We start from the raw sequence: 22330 nt of genomic DNA, 5'->3' as shown, positions 1-22330 counted from the left end.
TCCAGTATGCGAACGGCTGTCCACTCCACCTAGCCCCTTGAGCGAATCCAGAGGATTCTGTGGGGGTGCCAGGATCGGGCGGTGAGTTCTGAGAGCAGCACCGGCCCCGACGGCGGCGCCCACCCGGCACCCGGCCTGGGCGAGTGGGCCGCGGCCGCGCTCGTCTTCGGCTCCTCCGCGGCCGTGCTCGTCGTCGAGCTCGTCGCCCTGCGGCTGCTGGCGCCGTACCTGGGGCTCACCCTCGAGACCAACACGATCGTCATCGGCATCGCCCTCACCGCGATCGCGGTCGGGTCGTGGGCCGGCGGCCGTGCCGCGGACGTCGTGGACCCCCGCAGGACGCTCGCGCCCCTGCTCGCGGTGTCCGGGGCGGTCGTGGCGCTGACCCCGGTCGCGGTCCGGGCCACCGGCGCCACCGGGGACGGCGCGCTGCTGCTGCCGGCTGCGGCGGCCACGATCTTCGTCCCCGGCGCGCTGCTGTCGGCGGTGACGCCCATGGTCACCAAGCTGCGCCTGAGCAGCCTCGACGAGACCGGCACCGTGGTCGGCCGGCTGTCCGGGATCGGCACGGCCGGGGCCATCGTCGGCACGGTGGTGACGGGGTTCGTCCTGGTCAGCACCGTGCCGGTCAGCGGCATCCTCGTCGGGCTCGGCGTCCTGCTCGTCGTCGCCGCGCTCGCGGTCGGCTGGGGCGTGCGGCGTGCCCGCGGCGTGCTCGTACCGGCCCTGGTCGTCGTCGCCGGCGGCCTGGTCCTCCCCGTCGCGCCGGGCGGCTGCGACGTGGAGACGACGTACCACTGCGCCCAGCTCGAGCCGGACCCCGAGAACCCGGACGCGACGTTGCTGGTGCTCGACGGCGTGCGCAACTCGTCCGTCGAGGCCGACCCCGAGGCGCTCGACTTCGCCTACGTCCGGGCCGTCGCGGGGGTCCTCGACACCTTCCGGCCGCCCGGCGAGCCGCTGTCGGCGTACCACCTGGGCGCCGGGGCGCTGAGCGTCCCCCGCTACCTCGCCGCCACCCGCCCGGGCACCACCTCGGTGGTCTCCGAGGTCGACCCGGGCGTCGTGCGGATCGACGCCGAGCGGCTCGACCTGGACCCCGAGGGGGTCGAGGTCCGCGTCGAGGACGGCCGCCTGGGGCTGCGCGAGCAGCCGAGCGGCGTCCACGACGTCGTGGTCGGCGACGCCTTCGGCGGGGTGAGCGTGCCGTGGCACCTGACGACCCGCGAGGCCCTCCTCGACGTCCGCCGGACCCTCGCCGACGACGGCGTCTACGTCGCCAACCTCATCGACCACGGTCCCCTCGACTTCGCGCGGGCCGAGGTCCGCACCCTGTCCACGGTCTTCGACGAGGTCGCCCTCGCCGCCACGCCCGCCGCGCTCGCCGGGCAGGAGGGCGGCAACCTCGTCGTGCTGGCCTCCGACGCGCCGCTCGACCTCGACGCCTGGTCCGAAGCGCTCGAGGCCCGCGACACCGGCTGGGCGGTCGCCACCGGCGACGAGCTCGCGCGGTGGACCGGCGACGCCGTCCTGCTCACCGACGAGTTCGCGCCGACCGACCAGCTGCTCACGCCTTACCCCACGGGCTGAGCCGGCCGCCCCCTACGATGAACGCCCGCGGCGGGCCGGTGGCGGCGCGCACCGCGGGGACCACGAGGGTCGGGAGCGTCGACATGGGCGGCAGCCGCACGGGCACGGGCACTGGCACGCGTCGCGGGGTGCGCCCGGCTCCCGCCGCGCAGACCCACGTCGACCTCGACGACCCCGCCCGCAGCGCCGCCGTCCGGCGCCTGCTGCCCGCGGGGACGGACAACCCGGTCGTCGCGCGGCTCGCCGCGCTGGCCGCGCACGTGGCGGGGACGTCGTCGGCCCACGTCTCCCTGGTCGACACCCGGACCACCGTGGTGGGCGGCCACGGTCTCGCCGCCGGCCTCCTCGACGCGCCCCCGCTCGAGCGCCACGCGACCGTCTGCGCCCGGGTGGCCGCGCGGGGCGGGCCGCTGCTGGTGCGCGACGTGGCGGACGAGGACGACGCCACCCGGGCGATGCTCGGGGAGGGTGCGGACGCCCCGGCGTCGGTGCGGTCCTACCTCGGCGTCCCGCTGCTGGACTCCCTCGGGCGGGCCGTCGGCGTCGTCTGCGTGTACGACGAGGAGCCCCGCGACTGGGGCGACGACGACGTGGCCATGGTCCGCGACGTCGCCGACGCGGTCGCGGCCGAGCTCGAGCGAGGCGCGACCGAGGCCGAGCGCAACGAGGCCCAGGCCGCCCTCCACGCCGTCGGTCGCGACCACACCGAGGCGCTGGTCGCGCTGGTCGCCTCCGCGAGCGACTCCCTGACCGCCTCCCTCGAGCCGGACGACGCCGTCCGCAGCCTGGTCCGCCTCACCGTCCCGGCGCTGGCCGACTGGTCGGTGGTGACGCTGCTCGACGACCACGGCGCACCCCGCGACGTCGGGTGGTGGCACCGCGACCCGGGCCTGCTGGGCGTGACCGAGACGTTCGCCCGCCACCGCCTCGTCGGCCGCACCGAGCCGGTGGGCTCGCTCGCCACCCTCGAGGGCAGCACGCCGTACGTCGTGAGCGCGGACGTCCTGGCCGTCGCGCGGGCCACGCTGCGCTCCGAGGAGGCCTTGGACGCGCTGACGACGCTCGACCCGACGTCGGTGGTGGTGGTGCCGATCGCGAGCCGCGGGCGCGTCGACGGGACCATCACCCTGGCCCGGGGGGCGGGTCGCCCGCCGCTGTCCGAGGCGGAGACCGCCGCCGCGCTCGACATCGGGCGCCGCACCTCCGTCGTCCTCGGCCACGGGCGCGACCTGCTGCGGCACCGCAGCGCGTCCGAGGAGCTGCAGCGCAGCCTGCTCACGCCGCCGGTCACCCCGCCGGGGGCGACGGTCGAGGCCCGCTACGCCCCCGCGACCGACGCCGCCCACGTCGGCGGTGACTGGTACGACGCGTTCGCGCTGGGGGAGCGGACGACGATGCTCGTCGTCGGCGACGTCGCCGGCCACGACGTCGCGGCGGCCGCCGCGATGGGCCAGCTGCGCAGCATGGTGCGCGGCCTCGGGGTCACGGCGTTCGCCTCGCCCGGCGCCCTGCTCGACGAGGTCGACCTCGCCGTCGACCGCCTCCGGCTCGACGTCAGCGCCACCGCGGTCGTCTGCCGGCTGCGCTCACGGCCCGAGGGCGGAGGACGCCTGACCTGGGCGGCGGCCGGCCACCCGCCCGCGCTGCTGGTCGAGCCGGACGGCAGCCCCCTGCTGCTGCCCGCCCACGGGCTCATGCTGGGGCTCGGCGGCGACGGGCGGCGCCGGATGCAGCAGCAGCGCGACCTGGCCCCCGGCAGCACCCTGCTGCTGTTCACCGACGGGCTCGTGGAGCGCCGCGGGGAGAGCCTGGACGCCGGTCTCCAGCGTCTCTGCGACGCGGTGGAGGGACTCGCGGGTCGGCCGCTCGCCGAGATGGTCGACGGCCTGCTGGCCGCGATGCTCCCCTCCGGGCACACCGACGACGTCGCCGTGCTGGCTGTCCGCCTGGACGGCGGCTGAGGACCTCCGCCGGTTCAGCGGTGGATGGCGAACGACCCCTGACGCACCCGCCGGTTGCCGGCGTTGTCGGTGGCGAGGGCCGTCCAGGAGCGGACCGCGCGGCCGCCCTCGGTGCGGACCACCTGGCCGTACGCGACGCGGCAGCCGCCGTGCACGCCCGAGCGGGTGTCGGTCGCGGTGCACCGGACGGGTCGCGCCGTCCTCGGGTAGGGACCCTCGCCCACCCGGGACACCGCCAGGCGCGGGGCCCACGGGTCGACACGGTGGGTGGTGACCTCCACCCGGGCCCGACCGCCGTCGTCGGCGCGCAGGGTCCGGCGCACCACCGACGTGGCCCGCGTGGCGTTCTTGGTGACCGCCGCGGGGCACGCGGCGTACGCCGAGCCGGCGGTGCAGAGGAAGGTGACGACGGTCGGCGTGCGGTACCAGCCGGAGGCGCTGGGACGGCCGGTGCTGGTCACCACGGCCTCGACGACGGGGTCGGTGCGCCGGTAGGACTCGGTGGACCCCGCGTGCCGGTCGTGCCCGGCGTAGGCCGCGGTGATGTCGAGCGGGGCGCCCGTCGCCCGCACCCGGCGCTGGAGCACCGCGTGGGCCACGCCGGCCTCGGGGTCGGCGACGAGGCGTGCGACGCCGAGCCGCTCGCCGTCCACGCGGAACACCACGCGGCCGGTCGGGGTCGTGCCGGCGGCGTCCTCGACGGTGGCGATGAGCTCGTCCGCGTGGACCGCGAGGTGGGTCGTGGTGGGGGCGGGGGCCACGGGCTCCGCCATGGCGGGGGCGGCGCCGGCGGAGAGCAGGCCGCCGGTCACGACGAGGCCCAGCAGGGCGGGGGCGAGGGAGCGGGTCACCCCCTCATGGTCGGGCCCGGGCCGTCGTCCCGCCCGGGTTTTGCCCGAACCCGGTCAGGGGCGGGTCATGGGCACGTGGGGGATACCGTCCTCCAGGAACTCGGGCCCCGAGACCTCGTAGCCGTAGCCTGCGTAGAAGCGGGCCAGCGGCGACTGGGCGTCGAGCCGTGAGGGGCTCTCGCCGACCTCGGCGAGCGCCGCCCGCACGAGCGGGTCGGCCAGGCCCCGTCCGCGGGCGTCACGGTGCAGCACGACCCGTCCGATGCGCCGCACCCCGTCGGGGTCGGTGAGGACCCGGAGGTAGCCGACCAGGCGCCCCGGACCGTCGGCCCCGTCGCTCCCGTCGGCCGCGCGCAGCAGCACGTGGCGGGTGCCGGGCTCGTCGTCACGGCCGTCGAGGTCGGGGTAGGCGCACGCCTGCTCGACGACGAACACGTCCTGGCGCAGCCGCCAGACCGCGTACGCCGTGGGCCCGTCGAGCTCGTCGAAGCCCAGGACGTCGACGCGCACGTCCTGCCCCGCGGGGTCGCCGCTCACCGGCGCGCCCCGAGGAAGCGGGTCACGGCGCGCATCGCCTGGCGGGCCTCGGGCAGGCCGGGCAGCAGGCCGAAGACGTGGATGAGCCCGGGGCGCTCGACGTAGGTGAGGTCCCAGCCGGCGACCAGGGCGCGGTCCGCCAGCGCCCGGCAGCCGGGGGCGAGCATGTCGCGGCCCCCGCACAGCATCAGCGTGGGCGGCAGGCGGCGCAGGTCGCCGAGGCCCGGGCTGAGCTCGGGTCGCGCGAGGTCGTCGTCCTCGCCGGCCCACCAGCGCGCCCAGACGCGGGCCTTGCCGGGGAAGAGCCACGGGTCCGTCTCCGCGACGGCCTCGGTGTCCGGCGCGCTCAGGGTGAGGTCGACCCAGGGGGAGTGCAGCACGAGCCGGTCCGGCGAGGCGCCTCCGGACGCCGGGGTGCGGTCGCGCAGGCTCAGCGCGAGCGCCAGCGCGAGGCCGCCGCCGGCGGAGTCGCCGACCAGGGTCACCGGCACGCGCCCGGTCAGCAGCCGCTGCGCGAGCCGGACGAGGCCGTCGTACGACTCGCGCCAGGTGTGCTCCGGCGCGGTGGCGTACGCCGGCATCACCACCCGCGCGTCGAGGGCGCTCGCGAGCCGGGCGGCGTAGCGGACCTGGAACGGGTCGATCCCGTGCACGTAGCCGCCCCCGTGCAGGTAGAGGATCGTGCGGACCGGCTCGAGGCCCCGGGGGCTGAAGGAGTACGCCGGGAACGGGCCGGTGGCGCCGTCGACCTCCTCCTCCACCACGGAGAAGCGCCGCGCGAACCCGGGCACCGCGACGGTCGGCAGCCCCGGCGACCGCGTCGCCTTCCGCGCCAGCACCCGCGCCCGCTCGGTCGGCTCGTCGACGACCTCGCCCGCCCGCCTCAGCCGCGGGACGACCTCGGCCAGCAGCTCGTGGCGCAGGCTCGGGGTCGTCGGCACCGGCACACTCTAGGACCGCCCCCACCGCCACCCCACCGGTGGTCGAGCCCTGGTCCGCACGTCTCGGGGGAAGTGTGGGGGGGGGGGGGGGGGGGGCGGGGGGGGGAGGGCGCGCGCAGACACGGGCGCGGTTGAGGTTCGCGCCCCCCCCCCCCCCCCGCCCCCCCCCCCCCCCCCCCACTCCGGCCCGGCCACCCGCACCACCGTCGGTCGAGCCTGTCGAGACCCGTCGCGGTGGTCTCGACGACGCGCGCTCGCTGCGCTCGCGTGTTGCTCGACCACCGGAGGCGCCGCGACCACCGGCCACCACCCCCGCCGCCGTCGGTCGAGCCTGTCGAGACCCCTTGCCGTGGTCTCGACGACGCGCGCTCGCTGCGCTCGCGTGCTGCTCGACCACCGGAAGCGCCGCGACCACCGGCCACCACCCCCGCCGCCGTCGGTCGAGCCTGTCGAGACCCGTCGTCGTGGTCTCGACGACGCGCGCTCGCTGCGCTCGCGTGCTGCTCGACCACCGGAAGCGCCGCGACCACCGGCCACCACCCGCACCACCGTCGGTCGAGCCTGTCGGGACCCGTCGCGGTGGTCTCGACGACGCGCGCTCGCTGCGCTCGCGTGCTGCTCGACCACCGGGGGCGCCGCGACCGCCGGCCACCCGGGTCACCACCCCCACCGTCGTCGGTCGAGCCTGTCGGGACCCGTCGCCGTGGTCTCGACGACGCGCGCTCGCTGCGCTCGCGTGCTGCTCGACCACCGGGAGTCGCCCCACCGCCGTCGGTCGAGCCTGTCGAGACCCGTCGCCGTGGTCTCGACGACGCGCGCTCGCTGCGCTCGCGTGCTGCTCGACCACCCGAGGCGCCGCGACCACCGGCCACCGCCCGGGCGCGTGCGGGTCCGGCGGACGCCCCGACGTAGGGTGGAGGTCCAGACAGGGGAGCACGCGTGACGTGCTGAGAGTGCGGACGAGCCGCAGACCCTCCGAACCTGCTCCGGTTCACACCGGCGAAGGGAGTCCACCCTCATGCGCGCACGCACCGGACCCGCCGCACGACGCCCGGCCCTCGGGCGTCTCGCGGCCCTCGTCACCTCCGTGACGCTGCTCAGCGGCTGCACGCTGCTGGCCGCCGACGACGACCCCGACCAGGTCACCGACGCCCAGCGCGACGACGGCACGGGGCGGGTCGTGCTGGTCACGCACGACTCCTACGCGCTGCCGAAGCGCCTGGTCGCCGACTTCGAGGCCGAGTCCGGCATCGACCTGGTCCAGCGCGCCTCCGGCGACGCCGGCTCGCTGACCAACCGCCTCGTGCTGACCAAGGACGAGCCGATCGGCGACGTCGCCTTCGGCGTCGACAACACCTTCGCCTCCCGCGCCCTGGAGGAGGACGTGTTCGCGCCGTACGACGGGGCGCTGCCGCCCGGGGCCGAGGGGTTCGCACTGCCCGGCGAGGAGCGTCTGGTGCCGATCGACGAGGGCAACGTCTGCGTGAACGTCGACGAGCAGTGGTTCGCCGACCGCGACCAGGAGCCCCCGGCCTCCCTGGACGACCTCACCGACCCGGCGTACCGCGACCTCATGGTCGTCCCCGGCGCGCCCACCTCGAGCCCGGGCCTCGCGTTCCTGCTGGCGACCGTCGACGCGTACGGCGAGGAGTGGCCGTCGTACTGGGAGGACCTCGTCGCCAACGGCGTGGAGATCGTCCCCGGCTGGTCCGACGCCTACCAGGTCGACTTCACCGCCGGCGGCGGCGAGGGCGACCGGCCCATCGTCGTCTCCTACGACTCCTCCCCGGCGTTCACCCTCACCGGTGACGGCGAGCGGACGACGACCGCCGCGCTGCTCGACACCTGCTACCAGCAGGTCGAGTACGCCGGCGTGCTCGAGGGCGCCGAGAACCCCGTCGGCGGCGCCCGGGTGGTCGACTGGCTGCTCAGCAGCCGGGTCCAGGCCGAGCTGCCGACGTCCATGTACGTGTTCCCCGTCCGCGAGGACGTCGACCTGCCGCGCGACTGGGCCCGGTTCGCGGAGCGCCCCGAGCGGTCGTACGCGCTCGACCCGGCCGCGGTCGCCTCCGAGCGGGCCGACCTGCTCGCCGAGTGGAGCGACGTCACGAGCCGATGAGGCCCCCGGTGACGCCTCGATGAACCGGGCGGGCTTGCGGCGGACGGCGGGCCTGCTGGCCCTGGCCGTCGTCCCGGTGGCGGTGCTCGCGGTCTTCTTCGTGCTGCCGGTCGTCGGGATGCTGGGCCGGGGCCTGTGGCCCGGCGGCTCCTTCGACCCGTCGGGGGCGCTCGAGGTCCTCACCCGCGAGCGCACCGCCCGGGTGCTCGCGTTCACCCTCACCACCAGCGCCGCGGGCACCGCCGGGTCGCTGCTGCTCGGCCTGCCGACCGCGTGGGTGCTGCACCGGCTGGCGGTCCCGGGGGCACGGCTGCTGCGGGCGCTGCTGCTGGTGCCGTTCGTCCTGCCGACCGTGGTCGTCGGGGTGGCGTTCCGCGAGCTGCTCGGCGAGGCCGGGCCGCTCGGCTTCCTGGGCCTCGACGGGACGCCGGTCGCGGTGGTCCTGGCGCTGGTGTTCTTCAACGTCGCGGTCGTCGTCCGCGCCGTCGGCGCCGCGTGGGAGTCCCTCGACCCCCGCCCGGCGGAGGCCGCGGCGGCGCTGGGCGCGACGCCCTGGCAGGTCTGGTGGACCGTCACCCTGCCCGCGCTCCGCCCGGCCGTGGTGTCGGCCGCGAGCGTGGTGTTCCTGTTCTGCGCGACCGCCTTCGGCGTCGTCCTCACCCTCGGCGGCCTGCGGTACGCCACGGTCGAGACCGAGATCTACCTGCTCACCACGAGCCTGCTGGACCTCGAGGGCGCAGCCGCCCTGTCGGTCCTGCAGCTGCTCGTGGTCGCCGTCCTGCTCGGCCTCGCGCAGCGGCTGCGCGCCACCGCCGACCCCCGGGCGCGGCGGACGTCGCCCCGGCCGCGCGCCGTCCGCCGTTCCGACGCGCCCGCCCTCGTCGTCACCGGCCTGGCGCTGCTGCTGGCCGCGGTGCCGATCGCGACCCTGGTGCTCGGCTCGCTGCGCACCGCCGACGGCTACGGCCTCGACAACTACCTCGCCCTGCAGACCCGCGGCAGCTCCGGCGCCCTCGCGGTCCCCGTCACGGAGGCGCTCGCGGTGTCGCTGCGGACGGCGGTCGACGCCACCTGGATGTCCGTCCTGCTGGGGCTGCTCGTCGCCGTGGTCGTCACCCAGCGCTCCCGGGGGCGGCTCGAGCGGACCGTCCGCTCCGGCCTCGACGCCTTCTTCATGCTGCCGCTCGGCGTCTCCGCGGTCACCCTCGGCTTCGGCCTGCTGGTCACCCTCGACTCCGGCCTGCTGGACCTGCGCTCGTCGCCGCTGCTCGTGCCCGTGGCGCAGGCCCTGGTCGCCCTGCCGCTCGTCGTGCGGACCCTCGCCCCCGTCCTCGCCTCGGTCGACCCCCGGCAGCGCCAGGCCGCCGCCTCGCTCGGCGCCGGGCCGCTGCGCAGCCTGCTCGTCGTCGACCTGCCGGTCGTGTGGAAGCCGCTGCTCGCCGCGGCCGGGTTCGCCTTCGCGGTGTCGCTCGGCGAGTTCGGCGCGACCGCGTTCCTGTTCCGGGAGGAGGCCCCGACGGTGCCGGTCGTCATCGTGCGGCTGCTGGGCCGCCCCGGCGAGGGCAACTACGGGATGGCGCTTGCTGCCGCCGTCGTGCTCGCCGCCGTGACCGCGCTCGTCGTGCTGGCCGTCGAGCGCCTGCGGGTGCCGAGCGTGGGAGCGTTCTGACGTGCTCCAGGTGCAGGGTCTCTCGGTCGCCTACGACGGCGTCGACGCCGTCGTCGACGTCGACCTGTCCGTGCCCGCCGGGGAGGTCCTGGCCGTGCTCGGGCCATCCGGCTGCGGCAAGTCGACGCTGCTGCGCGCCGTCGCCGGGCTCGAGCCGCCGCGCACCGGACGGGTCATCGCCGACGGTGAGGACGTCACCGGTGTGCCCACCCACCGCCGCGGCTTCGCGCTGATGTTCCAGGACGGCCAGCTCTTCGGCCACCTCTCGGTCGCGCGCAACGTCGGCTACCCGCTGCGCCTGCGGCGGCGTCCGGCCGCCGAGGTCGCCGAGCGCGTCGACGAGCTGCTGCGCCTCGTCGGCCTCTCCGGGTACGCCGACCGCCTGCCCTCGACGCTGTCCGGCGGGGAGCAGCAGCGCGTCGCCCTCGCCCGGGCCCTCGCCGTCCGACCCCGCCTGCTGCTGCTCGACGAGCCCCTCTCGGCCCTGGACGCCGGCCTGCGCGAGCGGCTCGCCGGCGACCTGCGCCAGATCCTGGCCAGCGCCGGCACCACGGCCGTCCTGGTCACCCACGACCACGAGGAGGCGTTCGCGGTGGCCGACCGGATGGCCCTCCTGCGGGCCGGGCGCGTGGTGCAGACCGGGAAGGTCGCCGACGTCTGGCGCGCCCCGGCCGACGCCGACGCCGCGTTGTTCCTCGGCTACGCACGGGTGCTGACGGGCCACCCGGCGTACGCCGTGCTGGCCGCGGGCGGTCTCGTCGACGCCCCCGCGGTGGCCCTGCGCCGCTCGGCCCTGCGGGTGGCCGGCCCGGCCGAGCCGACCCGGCTGCGCGGGACCGTCCTCACCGCGGCGGCCACGCCGGAGCTGGCCCGTCTCCAGGTCGACGTCGAGGGGATCGGCCGCCTCGACGCGGTCTCGCCGGCCGAGGCCCTGCCCGCGCCCGGGTCCACGGTGCGGCTCGTGGTCGACCCCGCGCGCCTCGCGCCGCTGCCGCACGCCGAGCGACGTCCCGCCTGAGAGACACCTGAACGGGTTCGCCGGTCGCGGGGGAGGGTTCCCTACACTGCACCGGGTGTACCGCCGTGCCTACGCCCTGCTCGTCGGGGTCACCGTCGGCATGCTGGCCCTGGCGCTGGTCACCGCGCACCACCTCGACCGCAGCTTCGTCGACCCGGAGGGCTTCCTCGGGCCGGCGTGGGCCCGCGGCCCGCTGCTGATCCTCGGGGCGCTCGCGCTCGACATGGTGCCCCGGGCCCTGTGGTACTCCCGGCTGGACCCGCGCAAGATGTGGCCCATCGTCACCGAGCGCTGGCGGACCCACTGGACCCGCGACCGCATCGTCCTGGTCGTGCTCGGCGTCACGAGCTTCTACGTCACCTACGTGGCCTACCGGAACCTGAAGTCGTTCCTGCCCGAGGTGCTGGGCCGCGACTACATGTTCGACCGCGAGCTGCACCAGATCGACCAGTTCCTCTTCTTCGGCAACGAGCCGGCGGTCGTCCTGCACTCCCTGCTGGGTTACGAGTGGATCGCGCAGCTGCTGTCGTCGGTCTACCTCTGGTACCTGCCCCTGGTCCCGCTGGCGGTCACCGGGTGGGCGATCTGGTCGCGCAACATCTCGTTCGGGTACTGGTTCGCGACCTCGCAGGTCCTCGCCTGGACGCTCGGCACGGCGTCCTACTACATGCTCCCGACGCTCGGGCCGGGCTTCGAGTACCCCTGGCTCTACACCGACATCAACAACTACGACACGGGCACCAGCGGGTTGATGGACTCGTTGTCGGACGCGAGGTCCACCTTCCTGTACGACGACCTGGAGAACGCGATCCAGGGCGTGGCCGGCTTCGCCAGCCTGCACACGGCGATCACCCTGCTGTGGGCCCTCATGGCGCAGTACACGATCCGCAACCGCCTCGTGCACTGGCTGTTCTGGGTCAACTTCGGCATCACCATCGTCGCCACCCTCTACTTCGGCTGGCACTACGTGGCCGACGACATCGGCGGGGTGATGATCGCGCTGATCTCCTTCTACCTCGGCGGCCTCGCCAGCGGGCAGAAGTTCGACCGGCAGGGCCGGTCGAGCCACCCGACGACGACGACCTCGAAGATCCCGGTGGACACGGTGTCCAGGTCCTCGTCCTAGTTCGGGCGCGAATCTGTGTGTAACTCTGAGTTACAGATCACTGACGCCGAGGCCTACCCGGCAGTAGCGTTGGTCCATGGCCACCGACACCGTCCAGCCCACCCCGTTCGACCAGGCTGACGACCGCGACAGCGGGTCCTCCACCGTCGACCCCAGCCGTCCGGCCTTCGACGTCCGGGCCCTCCAGCGCGTCCTCGACGGCCGGTACGCCGAGGTGCGCGACCTCGTCCGCGAGAACCTCGCCGAGCACGCCTCGATCCTCAGCGAGGCCGAGACGCTGTCCGTCGACGACTACCGCGACCGGGTCAAGGAGCTCCTGCTGACCATGGCGGAGTCCGGCCAGACCGGCATGGGCTTCCCCGCCGAGTACGGCGGCGGCGAGGACGTCGGCGCCTCCATCGCCGCGTTCGAGACCCTGGCGTACGGCGACCTGTCGCTGCTGGTCAAGGCCGGCGTCCAGTTCGGTCTCTTCGGTGGTGCGATCCTGCACCTCGGGACGAAGCACCACCACGACGCCTACCTGCGGCCGCTGATCTCCGGCGAGCTGCTCGGGTGCTTCGCGATGAGCGAGTCCGGCCACGGCTCCAACGTCCAGGCCCTGCGCACCCACGCGACGTACGACGCGGACACCGACGAGTTCGTCGTCACCACCGACGGCGACCTGGGCCGCAAGGACTACATCGGCAACGCCGCCGCCCACGGGGAGCTCGCCGTGGTGTTCGCCCAGCTGCACGTGGCGGGCAAGAACGAGGGCGTGCACGCGCTCGTCGTCCCGATCCGCCAGGACGGCGAGCCCGCGCCCGGCGTCCGCATCGAGGACTGCGGCCACAAGATGGGCCTGAACGGCGTCGACAACGGGCGCCTGTGGTTCGACCAGGTCCGCGTGCCGCGCTCCGCGCTGCTGGACCGCTTCGCCCACGTCGACGACCAGGGCGTCTACCGCTCCGAGATCGAGAACCCCGACCGCCGCTTCTTCACCACCCTCGGCACCCTCGTGCAGGGCCGGATCTCCGTCGGCGGCGCCGGCATCGGCGCCTCGAAGGTCGCGATGACCCTCGCCGTCCGGTACGCCGACCTGCGCCGCCAGTTCGAGGCCACGGACCCGGAGCGCGAGCAGCTGCTGCTCGACTACGGCATGCACCAGCGCCGGCTGCTGCCGCTGCTGGCCCGCACCTACGCGCTGCACTTCTCCCAGGAGAAGCTGGCCGGCGAGCTGCACCTGATGTCCGGCGTCGACCCCTCCGAGGAGACCGAGTCGCGGCAGCGGGAGCTCGAGTCGCGCGCCGCGGGCACGAAGGCGCTCGCGACGTGGCACGCCACCCGCACCATCCAGGAGTGCCGCGAGGCCTGCGGTGGCTCCGGCTACCTCTCGGTCAACCGCTTCGCCGCCCTCAAGGCCGACACCGACGTCTTCACCACCTTCGAGGGCGACAACCACGTCCTCCTGCAGCTGGTGGCCAAGGGCCTGCTGACGGGCTACGCGAGCGAGTTCGAGGACATGAACCAGCTCGACATGGCCCGCTTCGTCGGCGAGCTCGCCGTCGAGACGGTCATCGAGCGGACCGCCGTCCACAAGCTGGTCGAGCGGATCCGCGACGTCCTGCCCGGCGGCGACGACTGGTCGGACCAGGCCCACGTCTTCGACCCCGACTACCAGCTCGCGATGTTCCGCTTCCGCGAGGAGCACCTCGTCTCCGGCGTCGCGCGCCGGCTCAAGCGGGGCATCGACGCCGGCCACAACCCGGGTGCGGTCTTCTCCCGGGTGCAGGACCACGTCATCGCCGCCGCCCGCGCCCACGTGGAGCGCCTGGTCCTCGAGGACTTCGTCGCCAAGGTCCGCAGCCTGCCCGAGACCCCCGAGCGCGACGTGCTCAAGCTGCTGTGCGACCTGCACGCGCTCACCGGCATCGAGGCCGACCGCGCGTGGTTCATGGAGCACGGCCGCCTCTCGGTGCAGCGCAGCAAGCAGATCACCAAGGAGATCGGCTCGCTGTGCCGCCGGGTCCGCCCGGTCGCGGTCGACCTCGTGCACGCCTTCGGCGTCCCGGAGCCGGTGCTCCGCTCGCCCGACCTGCTGGACGCCGACCTGCTCGACGAGCAGCCCACGCGCTGAGCCGCGGGTCCGCGCGATGAGGCTGCCGGTCGTGGGCCAGGTCCTCGGCGGGTGGGAGACCGACCCGCTGTGGGCGACGGTCTACGAGGCGAGCGTCAACCACCCCGCGTTCGGGGCGCCGTTCTGGCGCGTCGGGTTCGGCAGCGACCAGCGGCTGCTGCACGAGACCGTCGGGTCGCTGTCGAGCCTGCCCGCGGGGTCGAGGGTCCTCGACGTCCCCTGCGGCGGCGGCATCGCGCTGCGGGGCCTGCGGCCCGACCAGGGGCTCGACTACGTCGCCGCGGACATCTCGCCCGCGATGCTCGAGCGCGCCCGGCGGGCCGCCGAGCGGCTCGGTGTCACCGACCAGGTGACGTTCCGCGAGACCGACGTCGCCGACCTCCCGGACGACGACGCGTCGTACGACCGGGTGCTGAGCCTGACCGGCATCCACTGCTTCCCGGAGCCCCGCGAGGCCGTCGTCGAGATGACGCGGGTGCTGAGGCCGGGCGGCGAGCTCGTCGGCAGCGCGTTCCTCACCGACACCGGCTGGCGCTACGAGGCCGGACGACGCGTCGGCCGCGCCTCCGGGATCCTCGGCCCCATGTGCTCACGCTCGGAGCTTCACGGCTGGCTGCGCGCCGGCGGGATGCGCCGGGTCACCGTGCGCACCTCGGGCGCACTGGTCTACTTCCGCGCCACCAAGGGCTGAGGCCCGGCGCGACCGGGCCCCTGCCCAGGGGTCGTGCCGGCTCAGTGCGCGCCGGGCTTGAACCGGTCGAAGCTGGCGCGGACCTCGCGCTCGGCCTCCTCGACGCCCACCCAGTTGGCGCCCTCGACGGACTTGCCGGGCTCGAGATCCTTGTAGACCTCGAAGAAGTGCTGGATCTCCAGGCGGTCGAAGTCGGAGACGTCGCTGATGTCGGTCATGTGGGTGTGGCGCGGGTCGTGCGCCGGCACGCAGAGGACCTTGTCGTCGCCGCCGGCCTCGTCCGTCATGCGGAACATGCCGATCGCGCGGCAGGCGATCAGGCAGCCGGGGAAGGTCGGCGCCTGCAGCAGCACCAGCGCGTCCAGCGGGTCGCCGTCCTGGCCCAGCGTGTTCTCGATGTAGCCGTAGTCGGCCGGATACTGGGTCGAGGTGAAGAGCATCCGGTCCAGCCGGAGCCTCCCGGACTCGTGGTCGACCTCGTACTTGTTGCGCTCGCCCTTGGGGATCTCCACGAGCACGTCGAACTCCAGCACGTCCACTCCTACGTCAGCCGAACCCTCGGGACCGTCCGGACGCCGCAGCCGCGGGTCCGGGGGTCATGGTGCGGCCATCCTCCCGCACAATGGCTCCCGGCCCGAACCCGACCGGCAGGAGCGACGTGCCAGCCCAGCGCAGCCCGCGCCGATCCGTGCGCCCACCGGGGCCCCGGACGGGGGAGGACGGCGCCGCCCGCTGGTGGGTGGCGACCGCGCTCGTGGTCGTGGCCGCGGTGCTCGCCGGGCTGCTGTGGTGGCGCCCCGGGCCGGTCGACGAGCTGCTGGACCGGCTGCGGGCGGACCCCGCGCCCGACCCCGCCACCGAGCCCGCCCGGGTCGAGCCGCCCGCGGGCCTCGACCTGCCGCCGCTGAGGGAGCCCGCGCCCGTCGCCCGCGACGTCCCCGGCCCCGCCGCCGACGGCCTCGACCCCGCCGCCGTGCGGACCGCCCTGCGCCGTCCGCTCTCCGACCGGTCGCTGGGCCCGCACGTCGTGGCGGGCGTGGCGGCGCTGGACGGCAGCCCCGCGGTGCTCGCGGGCGACCGCGACGCGGCGATCCCGGCGTCCACCACCAAGCTGCTGACCTCGACCGCGGCGCTGGAGGCCCTCGGGCCGGACCGTCGCTTCGCCACGCGGGTGGTGAGCCCGCAGCGCGGCCGGATCACGCTCGTCGGCGGCGGCGACCCGCTGCTCGAGCGGGTGCCCGACCCCGACGCCGAGGTCGGCGACCCGCCCCGCGCCGACCTGCGCACGCTCGCGCAGCGCACCGCGGAGGCCCTGCGCGCCGACGGCGTGCGCCGGGTGGAGGTGTCCTACGACGCGTCCCTCTTCACCGGGCCGGCGTCCAGCCCGACGTGGGAGGCCGACTACCTGCCCGACGGGGTGGTCTCGCCGATCTCGGCGCTGTGGGCCGACCGCGGCGTCCGGCCGGACGGCGTCCGCGCCTCCGACCCGGCCCTCGAGGCGGCCCGGTCCTTCGCCGACGCGCTGCGGGAGGCCGGCGTCCGGGTGACCGGGGCGGTGCGCTCCCGCCCCGCGCCGGGCGGCGCCGACGAGGTCGCCCGCGTCGCCGGGATGCCCGTCGACCGGCTCGTCGAGCACCTCGTCGAGACCAGCGACAACGAGGTGGCCGAGGTGCTCGCCCACCAGGTCGGCCTGGAGGTCGAGGGGGAGGGCTCCTTCGCGGCCGGGGCCCGTGCGGTGACCGCGACCCTGGACGGGCTCGGGATCGACCTCGCCGGCAGCGAGCTGAACGACGGCAGCGGGCTGTCGCGCGCCAACCGCCTCACCGCCACCGCCCTCCTCGACACCCTGGCGGTCGCCGGCCGTCCCGGACGCCCCGAGCTCCGCGCCGTCCTCACCGGCCTGCCCGTCGCCGGCTTCACCGGCTCGCTGGAGTTCCGGTTCGACACCGTCGACCCGGTCGCCCTCGGCGCCGCCCGCGGCAAGACCGGCACCCTCACCGGCGTCTCCGGCCTCGCCGGCGTCGTGACCGCCGCCGACGGCACGGTGCTCCTCTACTCGGTCGTCGCCGACCGCATCCCCGAGGCCCGCACCGCCTTCGCCATCCGTGCCATCGAGCGGGCCGTCACCAACCTCGCCGCCTGCGCCTGCGGCCGCTAGCAGGGTCGACTCGGGCGTGGCGCGCAACGGGGGCGCCCTAGGCTCGGGGCATGGCAGCACAGACAGCGACGGCGCCCGGGATGGTCGACTGGGAGCTCGCGGTCCGGGTCGGCTCGCGCCTCGCGGGGGAGGGGCCGGCCGTCGACCCGGGCGAGGCCCGCCGCGCCGTGGCCGAGCTCCGGGCGGGCGCGACCCGCAGCACCGGCCTGGTCGCCGAGTTCACCGGCCTGCACACCCACGACGCCGGACCGCCGGTGCTGGTGGTCGACCGGGCGGGCTGGGTGCAGGCCACCTCCGACGGCTTCGCCACCGTCATGGAGCCCCTGGTCGACAAGCTGACCGAGCGCCGCGGCGCGCCGGGGCCGGTGGCCCGGGCGGTCGGCTCCCGCGTCACCGGCACCGAGGTCGGCGTCATGCTCGGCTTCCTCGGGGGCAAGGTCCTCGGCCAGTACGACCCGTTCCACGAGCCCGGCGGACGCCTGCTGCTGGTCGCGCCGAACGTCGTCCACGTCGAGCGCGAGATCGAGGCCGACCCGTCCGACTTCCGCCTCTGGGTCTGCCTGCACGAGGAGACCCACCGCGTGCAGTTCACCGCCGTTCCGTGGCTGCGCGGTCACCTGTTCGACCTCGTCCGCAGCCTCGGCGAGACGGTCGACACCTCCACGGTCAAGGACCTCGTCGCCGGCGACGGCCTCAAGCGCCTCTCCGAGTCGCTGCGCGGCGAGGGCTCCGGCGCCGGCCTGCTCGACCTCGTCAGCACCCCCGAGCAGCGCGAGATCATGGACCGCGTCACCGCCGTGATGTCCCTGCTCGAGGGTCACGCCGACGTCGTCATGGACGGCGTCGGCCCCCGCGTGATCCCCAGCGTCGGGCGGATCCGCAAGAGCTTCGACGCCCGCCGCGGCGGGGTCGGCACCCTCGACCGGCTCCTGCGCCGCCTGCTCGGCCTCGACGCGAAGATGGCGCAGTACCGCGACGGCGCCGCCTTCGTGCGCGGTGTCGTCGACCGGGTCGGGATGGAGCGCTTCAACGCCGTCTGGGCGGCCCCCGAGAACCTCCCGACCCGCGCCGACCTCGCCGCGCCCGAGGCGTGGGTCGCCCGCGTCCTGTGAGGGCCCGCCCGTGAGCAGGGGACCCGACGAGCGGGCCGTCGCGGCGGTCCGCGGCGCCGTACGACGGGTGCTCGCGGCCCGCACGCCGGGCGCGACCGTCCTGGTCGCGTGCTCCGGGGGCGCCGACTCGCTCGCCCTCGCGGCGGCGGCCGTCGCCGAGGCCCGCGACCTCGCGGTGCGCGTGGTCGGGGTGACGGTCGACCACGGCCTGCAGGAGGGCTCCGCCGAGCGCGCCACCCGCGTCGTCGAGCAGCTCGCGGCCCTGGGGGTCGACGAGACGATGACCGCCCGGGTCGGCGTCGTCCCCGACGGCCGGGGACCCGAGGCCGCCGCCCGCGAGGCCCGGTACGCCGTCCTCGGCCAGGCCGCCGCCCACCTCGGCGCCGAGGCCGTCCTGCTCGGCCACACCCGCGACGACCAGGCCGAGACCGTGCTGATGGGCCTCACCCGCGGCAGCGGCGGGCGCAGCGTCGCCGGCATGCGCCCGTCGTACGACGACGGCGGGGTGCTCGTGGCCCGGCCCCTGCTCGAGGTCGCCCGGGCGCAGACCGAGGGCGCCTGCCGCGCGCTCGGCCTGACCTGGTGGGACGACCCCCACAACACCGACCCCCGGTTCCTGCGCTCGCGGGTGCGCGGCACCCTCATGCCGCTCCTCGAGGCCGAGCTCGGGCCCGGGGTCGCCCAGACGTTGGCCCGCACGGGCGAGCAGCTGCGCGGCGACATGGAGCTGCTCGACGACCTCGCCGAGACCCTCCGCGCCGACGCGGCCCGGGGCGGGCCCGGCGAGCACACCTACGCCGCCGGCGTCCTCGCCGCCGCCCCGGGACCGCTGCGGCGCCGGGCGCTGCACCGCGCTGCGCTGGCCGCCGGGGCCCCGCCCGCCGAGCTCGCGCACGTCCACGTGCTCGGCGCCGAGGCCCTGGTCGTGGACTGGCACGGCCAGCGCTGGGCCGACCTCCCGGGCCCGCTGCGGGTCGTGCGGCGCGACGGGATGATCCACCTGGCGGCCCCACCGCCGACCCCGGCGACGGACGACGACCGGAGGCCGTAGCCTCGTCGTCCATGGACACGAGCGCCGTTGAGGGCGACCTGGTGCACGTCCTCTTCACCGAGGAGCAGATCCAGGGCCGGCTGGCCGAGATGGCCGAGCGGATCAAGGCCGACTACGAGGGCCGCGACCTGCTGCTGGTCGGCGTGCTGCGCGGCGCCGTCATGGTCATGGCCGACCTGGCCAGGGCGCTCGACCGCCACCTCGAGATGGACTTCATGGCCGTCTCCTCCTACGGCTCGGGCACCAAGTCGAGCGGCGTCGTCCGCATCCTCAAGGACCTCGACACCGACATCTCCGGTCGCCACGTGCTCGTCGTCGACGAGATCATCGACACCGGGCTGACGCTGTCGTGGCTGATCTCCAACCTGTCGAGCCGCAACCCCGCCTCGGTCGAGATCGCCACGCTGCTGCGCAAGCCCGAGGCGCTCGCCATGCCGGTCGAGCCGAAGTACGTCGGGTGGGACATCCCGAACGAGTTCGTCGTCGGCTACGGGCTCGACTACGACGAGCGCTACCGCAACCTCCGCGACATCGGCACGCTCGCGCCGCACGTCTACTCCTCCTGAGGAGGCCCTCCTGAGCGCCGCCTGAGAGGATGGGCCTGTGTCGGTGGCGCCGGGTACCGTCGACCTCCTCATCCGTGACGAGCGGCCCCCGGGCCCGTCTGAGAAGACAAAGGCGAGAAGGACTTCGTGAAGCGAGCGTTCAAGGGTCCGTGGCTGTGGATCGTGCTGGCGGTGGCCGGCGTGCTCCTGGCCCTGAACTTCCTGGCCCCCGGCGGCGGTGAGGACGAGATCTCCACCTCGCGCATGGAGGAGTACATCGCGGCCGGCCAGGTCAAGGAGATCACCTTCGTCGACGGCGACCAGCAGATCCAGGCCACGCTGGACGACGACGTCGACCGCGACGGCGGCAACGAGGTCGTCGCGTACTGGGTCGACGGCCAGCAGGAAGGGATCATCGACGCGGTCGACGCCCAGGTCGAGTCGGGCGACATCGAGTCCTCCACCTCCGAGAACCCCCAGCCCAGCGTCTTCGGGTCGCTCCTGCTCACGCTGCTGCCGATCCTGCTGATCGTCGCCCTGTTCCTGTTCTTCTTCAACCAGATGCAGGGCGGCGGCCGCGGCGTCATGCAGTTCGCCAAGTCCAAGGCGAAGCTCATCAGCAAGGACATGCCGAAGTCGACGTTCGCCGACGTGGCGGGCTGCGAGGAGGCCATCGAGGAGCTCGGCGAGATCAAGGAGTTCCTCTCCGAGCCCGCGAAGTTCCAGGCCGTCGGCGCGAAGATCCCCAAGGGCGTCCTGCTCTACGGCCCTCCCGGCACCGGCAAGACGCTGCTCGCGCGCGCCGTCGCGGGCGAGGCCGGCGTCCCCTTCTACTCCATCTCCGGCTCCGACTTCGTCGAGATGTTCGTCGGTGTCGGCGCCAGCCGGGTCCGCGACCTGTTCGAGCAGGCGAAGGAGAACGCCCCCGCCATCGTCTTCATCGACGAGATCGACGCGGTCGGCCGCCACCGCGGCGCCGGCATGGGCGGCGGTCACGACGAGCGCGAGCAGACCCTGAACCAGCTGCTCGTCGAGATGGACGGCTTCGACGTCCGCGGCGGCGTCATCCTCATCGCCGCGACCAACCGGCCCGACGTCCTCGACCCCGCGCTGCTGCGCCCCGGCCGCTTCGACCGCCAGATCCAGGTCGACGCCCCCGACCTCAAGGGCCGCCACAAGATCCTCGAGGTGCACTCGCGCGGCAAGCCGATCGCCGACGGCATCGACCTCATGTCGGTCGCCCGCCGGACGCCGGGCTTCACCGGCGCCGACCTCGCCAACGTGCTCAACGAGGCCGCCCTGCTGACCGCCCGCGACAACGCGAAGCGGATCACGAACGAGGCCCTCGACGAGGCCATCGACCGCGTGATCGCGGGCCCGCAGCGCCGTACCCGGCTGATGAGCGAGAAGGAGAAGCTCATCACCGCCTACCACGAGGGCGGCCACGCCCTGGTAGCGGCGGCGATGCCGACCACCGACCCGGTGCACAAGGTGACGATCCTGCCGCGGGGCCGTGCGCTGGGCTACACGATGGTGCTGCCCGACGAGGACAAGTACTCCCAGACCCGCTCCGAGATGCTCGACAAGCTCGCCTACATGCTGGGCGGGATGGCGGCCGAGGCGCTGATCTTCCACGACGTGACCTCGGGCGCCGGCAACGACATCGACAAGGCCACGAACCTGGCCCGCGCGATGGTGACCCAGTACGGCATGACCGAGCGCCTCGGCGCGGTCAAGCTCGGTTCGGACAACTCCGAGCCGTTCCTCGGCCGCGACATGGGGCACAGCCGCGACTACTCCGAGCAGACCGCCGCCGCGGTCGACGAGGAGGTCAAGAAGCTGCTCGCGACCGCCCACCAGGAGGCGTACGACGCGCTGGAGCGCAACCGCGACGTCCTCGACGCCCTGGTGCTCGCCCTGCTCGACAAGGAGACCCTCGACAAGGCGCAGGTGGCCGCGGTGTTCGAGCCGCTGCGCCGCGTCGAGGAGCGCCCGGCCTGGACCGGTTCGCCGCAGCGTCGGCCGTCCGAGATCCCGCCCGTCGAGATCCCCCAGGAGATCCGCGACCGGGTCAAGGCGAACGGCGCGGGGCCCGGCGTCGACCTCGGCAAGGAGTCCGAGGGCGGTGGCGTGGTCATCAGCCCGCCGGGGCCCGGCGGCGACGTCCACGGCGACCCGGGCGTCGACGGGACCAGGTGAGCCCGGCGTGACCAACCCGGTCCACACCCCGGCGGTCGACCCCGCCTCCGTGCCGCCGTTCGACCACGCCCGCGCGGAGGCCGCCGTCCGCGAGCTCCTCGCCGCGATCGGGGAGGACCCCGAGCGCGAGGGGCTGCGGGAGACCCCCGCCCGCGTCGCCCGGGCGTACGCCGAGCTCACGGCCGGCATGCGCCAGGCGCCCGACGAGGTGCTGGCCACGACGTTCGACCTCGGTCACGACGAGATGGTGCTCGTCCGCGACATCGAGCTGTGGTCGCTGTGCGAGCACCACATGGTCCCCTTCACCGGGGTCGCGCACGTCGGCTACATCCCGGCGGAGTCCGGCAAGATCACCGGTCTGTCCAAGCTGGCCCGCCTCGTCGACATGTACTCGCGTCGCCTGCAGGTCCAGGAGCGGCTGACCACCCAGGTCGCGGACTCCCTCATGGAGGTCCTCGAGGCGCGCGGCGCGATCGTCGTCATCGAGGCCGAGCACCTGTGCATGACGATGCGCGGGGTCCGCAAGCGCGGGGCGCGCACGGTGACCTCGGCGGTCCGCGGCATCATGCACCGCGCCGCCACCCGCCAGGAGGCGATGGCGCTCATCCACCAGGCCCGGTGAGGCGCCGGTGAGCGAGCGGACGGGCGT

At 75.0% G+C, this 22330-nt stretch carries 18 protein-coding genes and 1 riboswitch; of the genes, 14 read left to right on the top strand and 4 right to left on the bottom strand.

Going from position 1 to position 22330, the window contains the following annotated elements; all coding sequences use genetic code 11:
• Positions 1-81 precede the first annotated feature (81 nt).
• A complete protein-coding gene (locus MJ876_RS06490; RefSeq protein ID WP_240235411.1) occupies positions 82-1590 on the top strand; it encodes a fused MFS/spermidine synthase in 1509 nt (502 codons plus the stop codon).
• A gap of 83 nt (positions 1591-1673) precedes the next feature.
• The gene (locus tag MJ876_RS06485; protein ID WP_240235410.1) at positions 1674-3551 is read left to right on the top strand and encodes a GAF domain-containing SpoIIE family protein phosphatase; all 1878 of its coding nucleotides are present in this window, start codon (positions 1674-1676) and stop codon (positions 3549-3551) included.
• A 14-nt stretch (positions 3552-3565) separates the two neighbouring features.
• Here MJ876_RS06485 and MJ876_RS06480 read toward each other — a convergent pair whose 3' ends face one another.
• The 3 genes from MJ876_RS06480 to MJ876_RS06470 are packed head-to-tail and all read right to left on the bottom strand — an operon-like array spanning position 3566 to position 5880.
• A complete protein-coding gene (locus MJ876_RS06480) occupies positions 3566-4402 on the bottom strand; it encodes a hypothetical protein (protein ID WP_240235409.1) in 837 nt (278 codons plus the stop codon).
• Between the two features lie 54 nt (positions 4403-4456).
• Positions 4457-4939: a GNAT family N-acetyltransferase gene (locus tag MJ876_RS06475; protein WP_240235408.1), complete on the bottom strand. Its 483-nt coding sequence runs from the start codon at positions 4937-4939 to the stop codon at positions 4457-4459.
• The gene (locus tag MJ876_RS06470; protein ID WP_240235407.1) at positions 4936-5880 is read right to left on the bottom strand and encodes an alpha/beta hydrolase; all 945 of its coding nucleotides are present in this window, start codon (positions 5878-5880) and stop codon (positions 4936-4938) included. Before MJ876_RS06470 ends, MJ876_RS06475 begins: the two co-directional genes overlap by 4 nt.
• A 917-nt stretch (positions 5881-6797) precedes the next feature.
• Positions 6798-6905: riboswitch (TPP riboswitch) on the top strand.
• On the opposite strand from MJ876_RS06470, the gene MJ876_RS06465 reads away from it, so the two are divergent.
• The 6 genes from MJ876_RS06465 to MJ876_RS06440 all read left to right on the top strand — a co-directional run bounded on the left by MJ876_RS06465 (position 6899) and on the right by MJ876_RS06440 (position 14616).
• On the top strand, positions 6899-7999 hold the full coding sequence (locus tag MJ876_RS06465) for a thiamine ABC transporter substrate binding subunit (RefSeq protein ID WP_240235406.1): 1101 nt from the start codon (positions 6899-6901) through the stop codon (positions 7997-7999). (Overlaps the previous riboswitch by 7 nt.)
• A gap of 19 nt (positions 8000-8018) precedes the next feature.
• A complete protein-coding gene (locus MJ876_RS06460) occupies positions 8019-9668 on the top strand; it encodes an iron ABC transporter permease (protein WP_240235405.1) in 1650 nt (549 codons plus the stop codon).
• A 1-nt stretch (position 9669) separates the two neighbouring features.
• Positions 9670-10686, top strand: coding sequence for an ABC transporter ATP-binding protein (locus MJ876_RS06455; RefSeq protein ID WP_240235404.1), 1017 nt, complete (start codon positions 9670-9672; stop codon positions 10684-10686).
• 55 nt (positions 10687-10741) lie between these two features.
• Positions 10742-11812, top strand: coding sequence for a phosphatase PAP2 family protein (locus MJ876_RS06450; protein WP_240235403.1), 1071 nt, complete (start codon positions 10742-10744; stop codon positions 11810-11812).
• A gap of 76 nt (positions 11813-11888) precedes the next feature.
• Positions 11889-13925 carry an acyl-CoA dehydrogenase gene (locus tag MJ876_RS06445; RefSeq protein ID WP_240235402.1) on the top strand — a complete coding sequence of 679 codons (2037 nt, stop codon included), beginning with the start codon at positions 11889-11891 and terminating at the stop codon, positions 13923-13925.
• 16 nt (positions 13926-13941) lie between these two features.
• Entirely contained in the window at positions 13942-14616 is a 675-nt protein-coding gene (locus MJ876_RS06440) for a class I SAM-dependent methyltransferase (protein WP_240235401.1), read from the top strand.
• A 41-nt stretch (positions 14617-14657) separates the two neighbouring features.
• Here MJ876_RS06440 and MJ876_RS06435 read toward each other — a convergent pair whose 3' ends face one another.
• Positions 14658-15146: an inorganic diphosphatase gene (locus tag MJ876_RS06435; RefSeq protein WP_240235479.1), complete on the bottom strand. Its 489-nt coding sequence runs from the start codon at positions 15144-15146 to the stop codon at positions 14658-14660.
• Between the two features lie 128 nt (positions 15147-15274).
• Between MJ876_RS06435 and dacB the strand changes: the two genes are divergently transcribed.
• The 6 genes from dacB to folE all read left to right on the top strand — a co-directional run bounded on the left by dacB (position 15275) and on the right by folE (position 22303).
• Positions 15275-16774 (top strand): D-alanyl-D-alanine carboxypeptidase/D-alanyl-D-alanine-endopeptidase, encoded by a 1500-nt coding sequence (gene dacB, locus MJ876_RS06430; protein WP_240235400.1) that lies wholly within the window; start codon positions 15275-15277, stop codon positions 16772-16774.
• Between the two features lie 50 nt (positions 16775-16824).
• Positions 16825-17886 (top strand): zinc-dependent metalloprotease, encoded by a 1062-nt coding sequence (locus tag MJ876_RS06425; RefSeq protein ID WP_240235399.1) that lies wholly within the window; start codon positions 16825-16827, stop codon positions 17884-17886.
• A gap of 10 nt (positions 17887-17896) precedes the next feature.
• On the top strand, positions 17897-18937 hold the full coding sequence (tilS, locus tag MJ876_RS06420) for a tRNA lysidine(34) synthetase TilS (RefSeq protein WP_240235398.1): 1041 nt from the start codon (positions 17897-17899) through the stop codon (positions 18935-18937).
• An 11-nt stretch (positions 18938-18948) separates the two neighbouring features.
• Complete coding sequence (hpt, locus tag MJ876_RS06415) at positions 18949-19503, top strand: hypoxanthine phosphoribosyltransferase (protein ID WP_240235397.1); 555 nt, start codon at positions 18949-18951, stop codon at positions 19501-19503.
• A gap of 126 nt (positions 19504-19629) precedes the next feature.
• Positions 19630-21681 carry an ATP-dependent zinc metalloprotease FtsH gene (ftsH, locus tag MJ876_RS06410; protein ID WP_240235396.1) on the top strand — a complete coding sequence of 684 codons (2052 nt, stop codon included), beginning with the start codon at positions 19630-19632 and terminating at the stop codon, positions 21679-21681.
• Positions 21682-21688: 7 nt separating this feature from the next.
• The gene (folE, locus tag MJ876_RS06405) at positions 21689-22303 is read left to right on the top strand and encodes a GTP cyclohydrolase I FolE (protein WP_240235395.1); all 615 of its coding nucleotides are present in this window, start codon (positions 21689-21691) and stop codon (positions 22301-22303) included.
• Positions 22304-22330 lie beyond the last annotated feature (27 nt).

The organism is Nocardioides sp. CFH 31398, from assembly GCF_022436705.1.
Taxonomy (GTDB): domain Bacteria; phylum Actinomycetota; class Actinomycetes; order Propionibacteriales; family Nocardioidaceae; genus Nocardioides.
Note: the sequence above shows the minus strand (reverse complement) of the source record. Positions and strands in the feature narration are given on the sequence as shown.

What these genes read in the sequence shown, in the direction of transcription:
- MJ876_RS06425 (WP_240235399.1), top strand. Translation starts at nt 16,825, where the DNA reads ATGGCAGCACAGACAGCGACGGCGCCCGGGATGGTCGACTGGGAGCTC.
- MJ876_RS06440 (WP_240235401.1), top strand. Translation starts at nt 13,942, where the DNA reads ATGAGGCTGCCGGTCGTGGGCCAGGTCCTCGGCGGGTGGGAGACCGAC.
- MJ876_RS06445 (WP_240235402.1), top strand. Translation starts at nt 11,889, where the DNA reads ATGGCCACCGACACCGTCCAGCCCACCCCGTTCGACCAGGCTGACGAC.
- hpt (WP_240235397.1), top strand. Translation starts at nt 18,949, where the DNA reads ATGGACACGAGCGCCGTTGAGGGCGACCTGGTGCACGTCCTCTTCACC.
- MJ876_RS06465 (WP_240235406.1), top strand. Translation starts at nt 6,899, where the DNA reads ATGCGCGCACGCACCGGACCCGCCGCACGACGCCCGGCCCTCGGGCGT.
- MJ876_RS06485 (WP_240235410.1), top strand. Translation starts at nt 1,674, where the DNA reads ATGGGCGGCAGCCGCACGGGCACGGGCACTGGCACGCGTCGCGGGGTG.
- MJ876_RS06460 (WP_240235405.1), top strand. Translation starts at nt 8,019, where the DNA reads ATGAACCGGGCGGGCTTGCGGCGGACGGCGGGCCTGCTGGCCCTGGCC.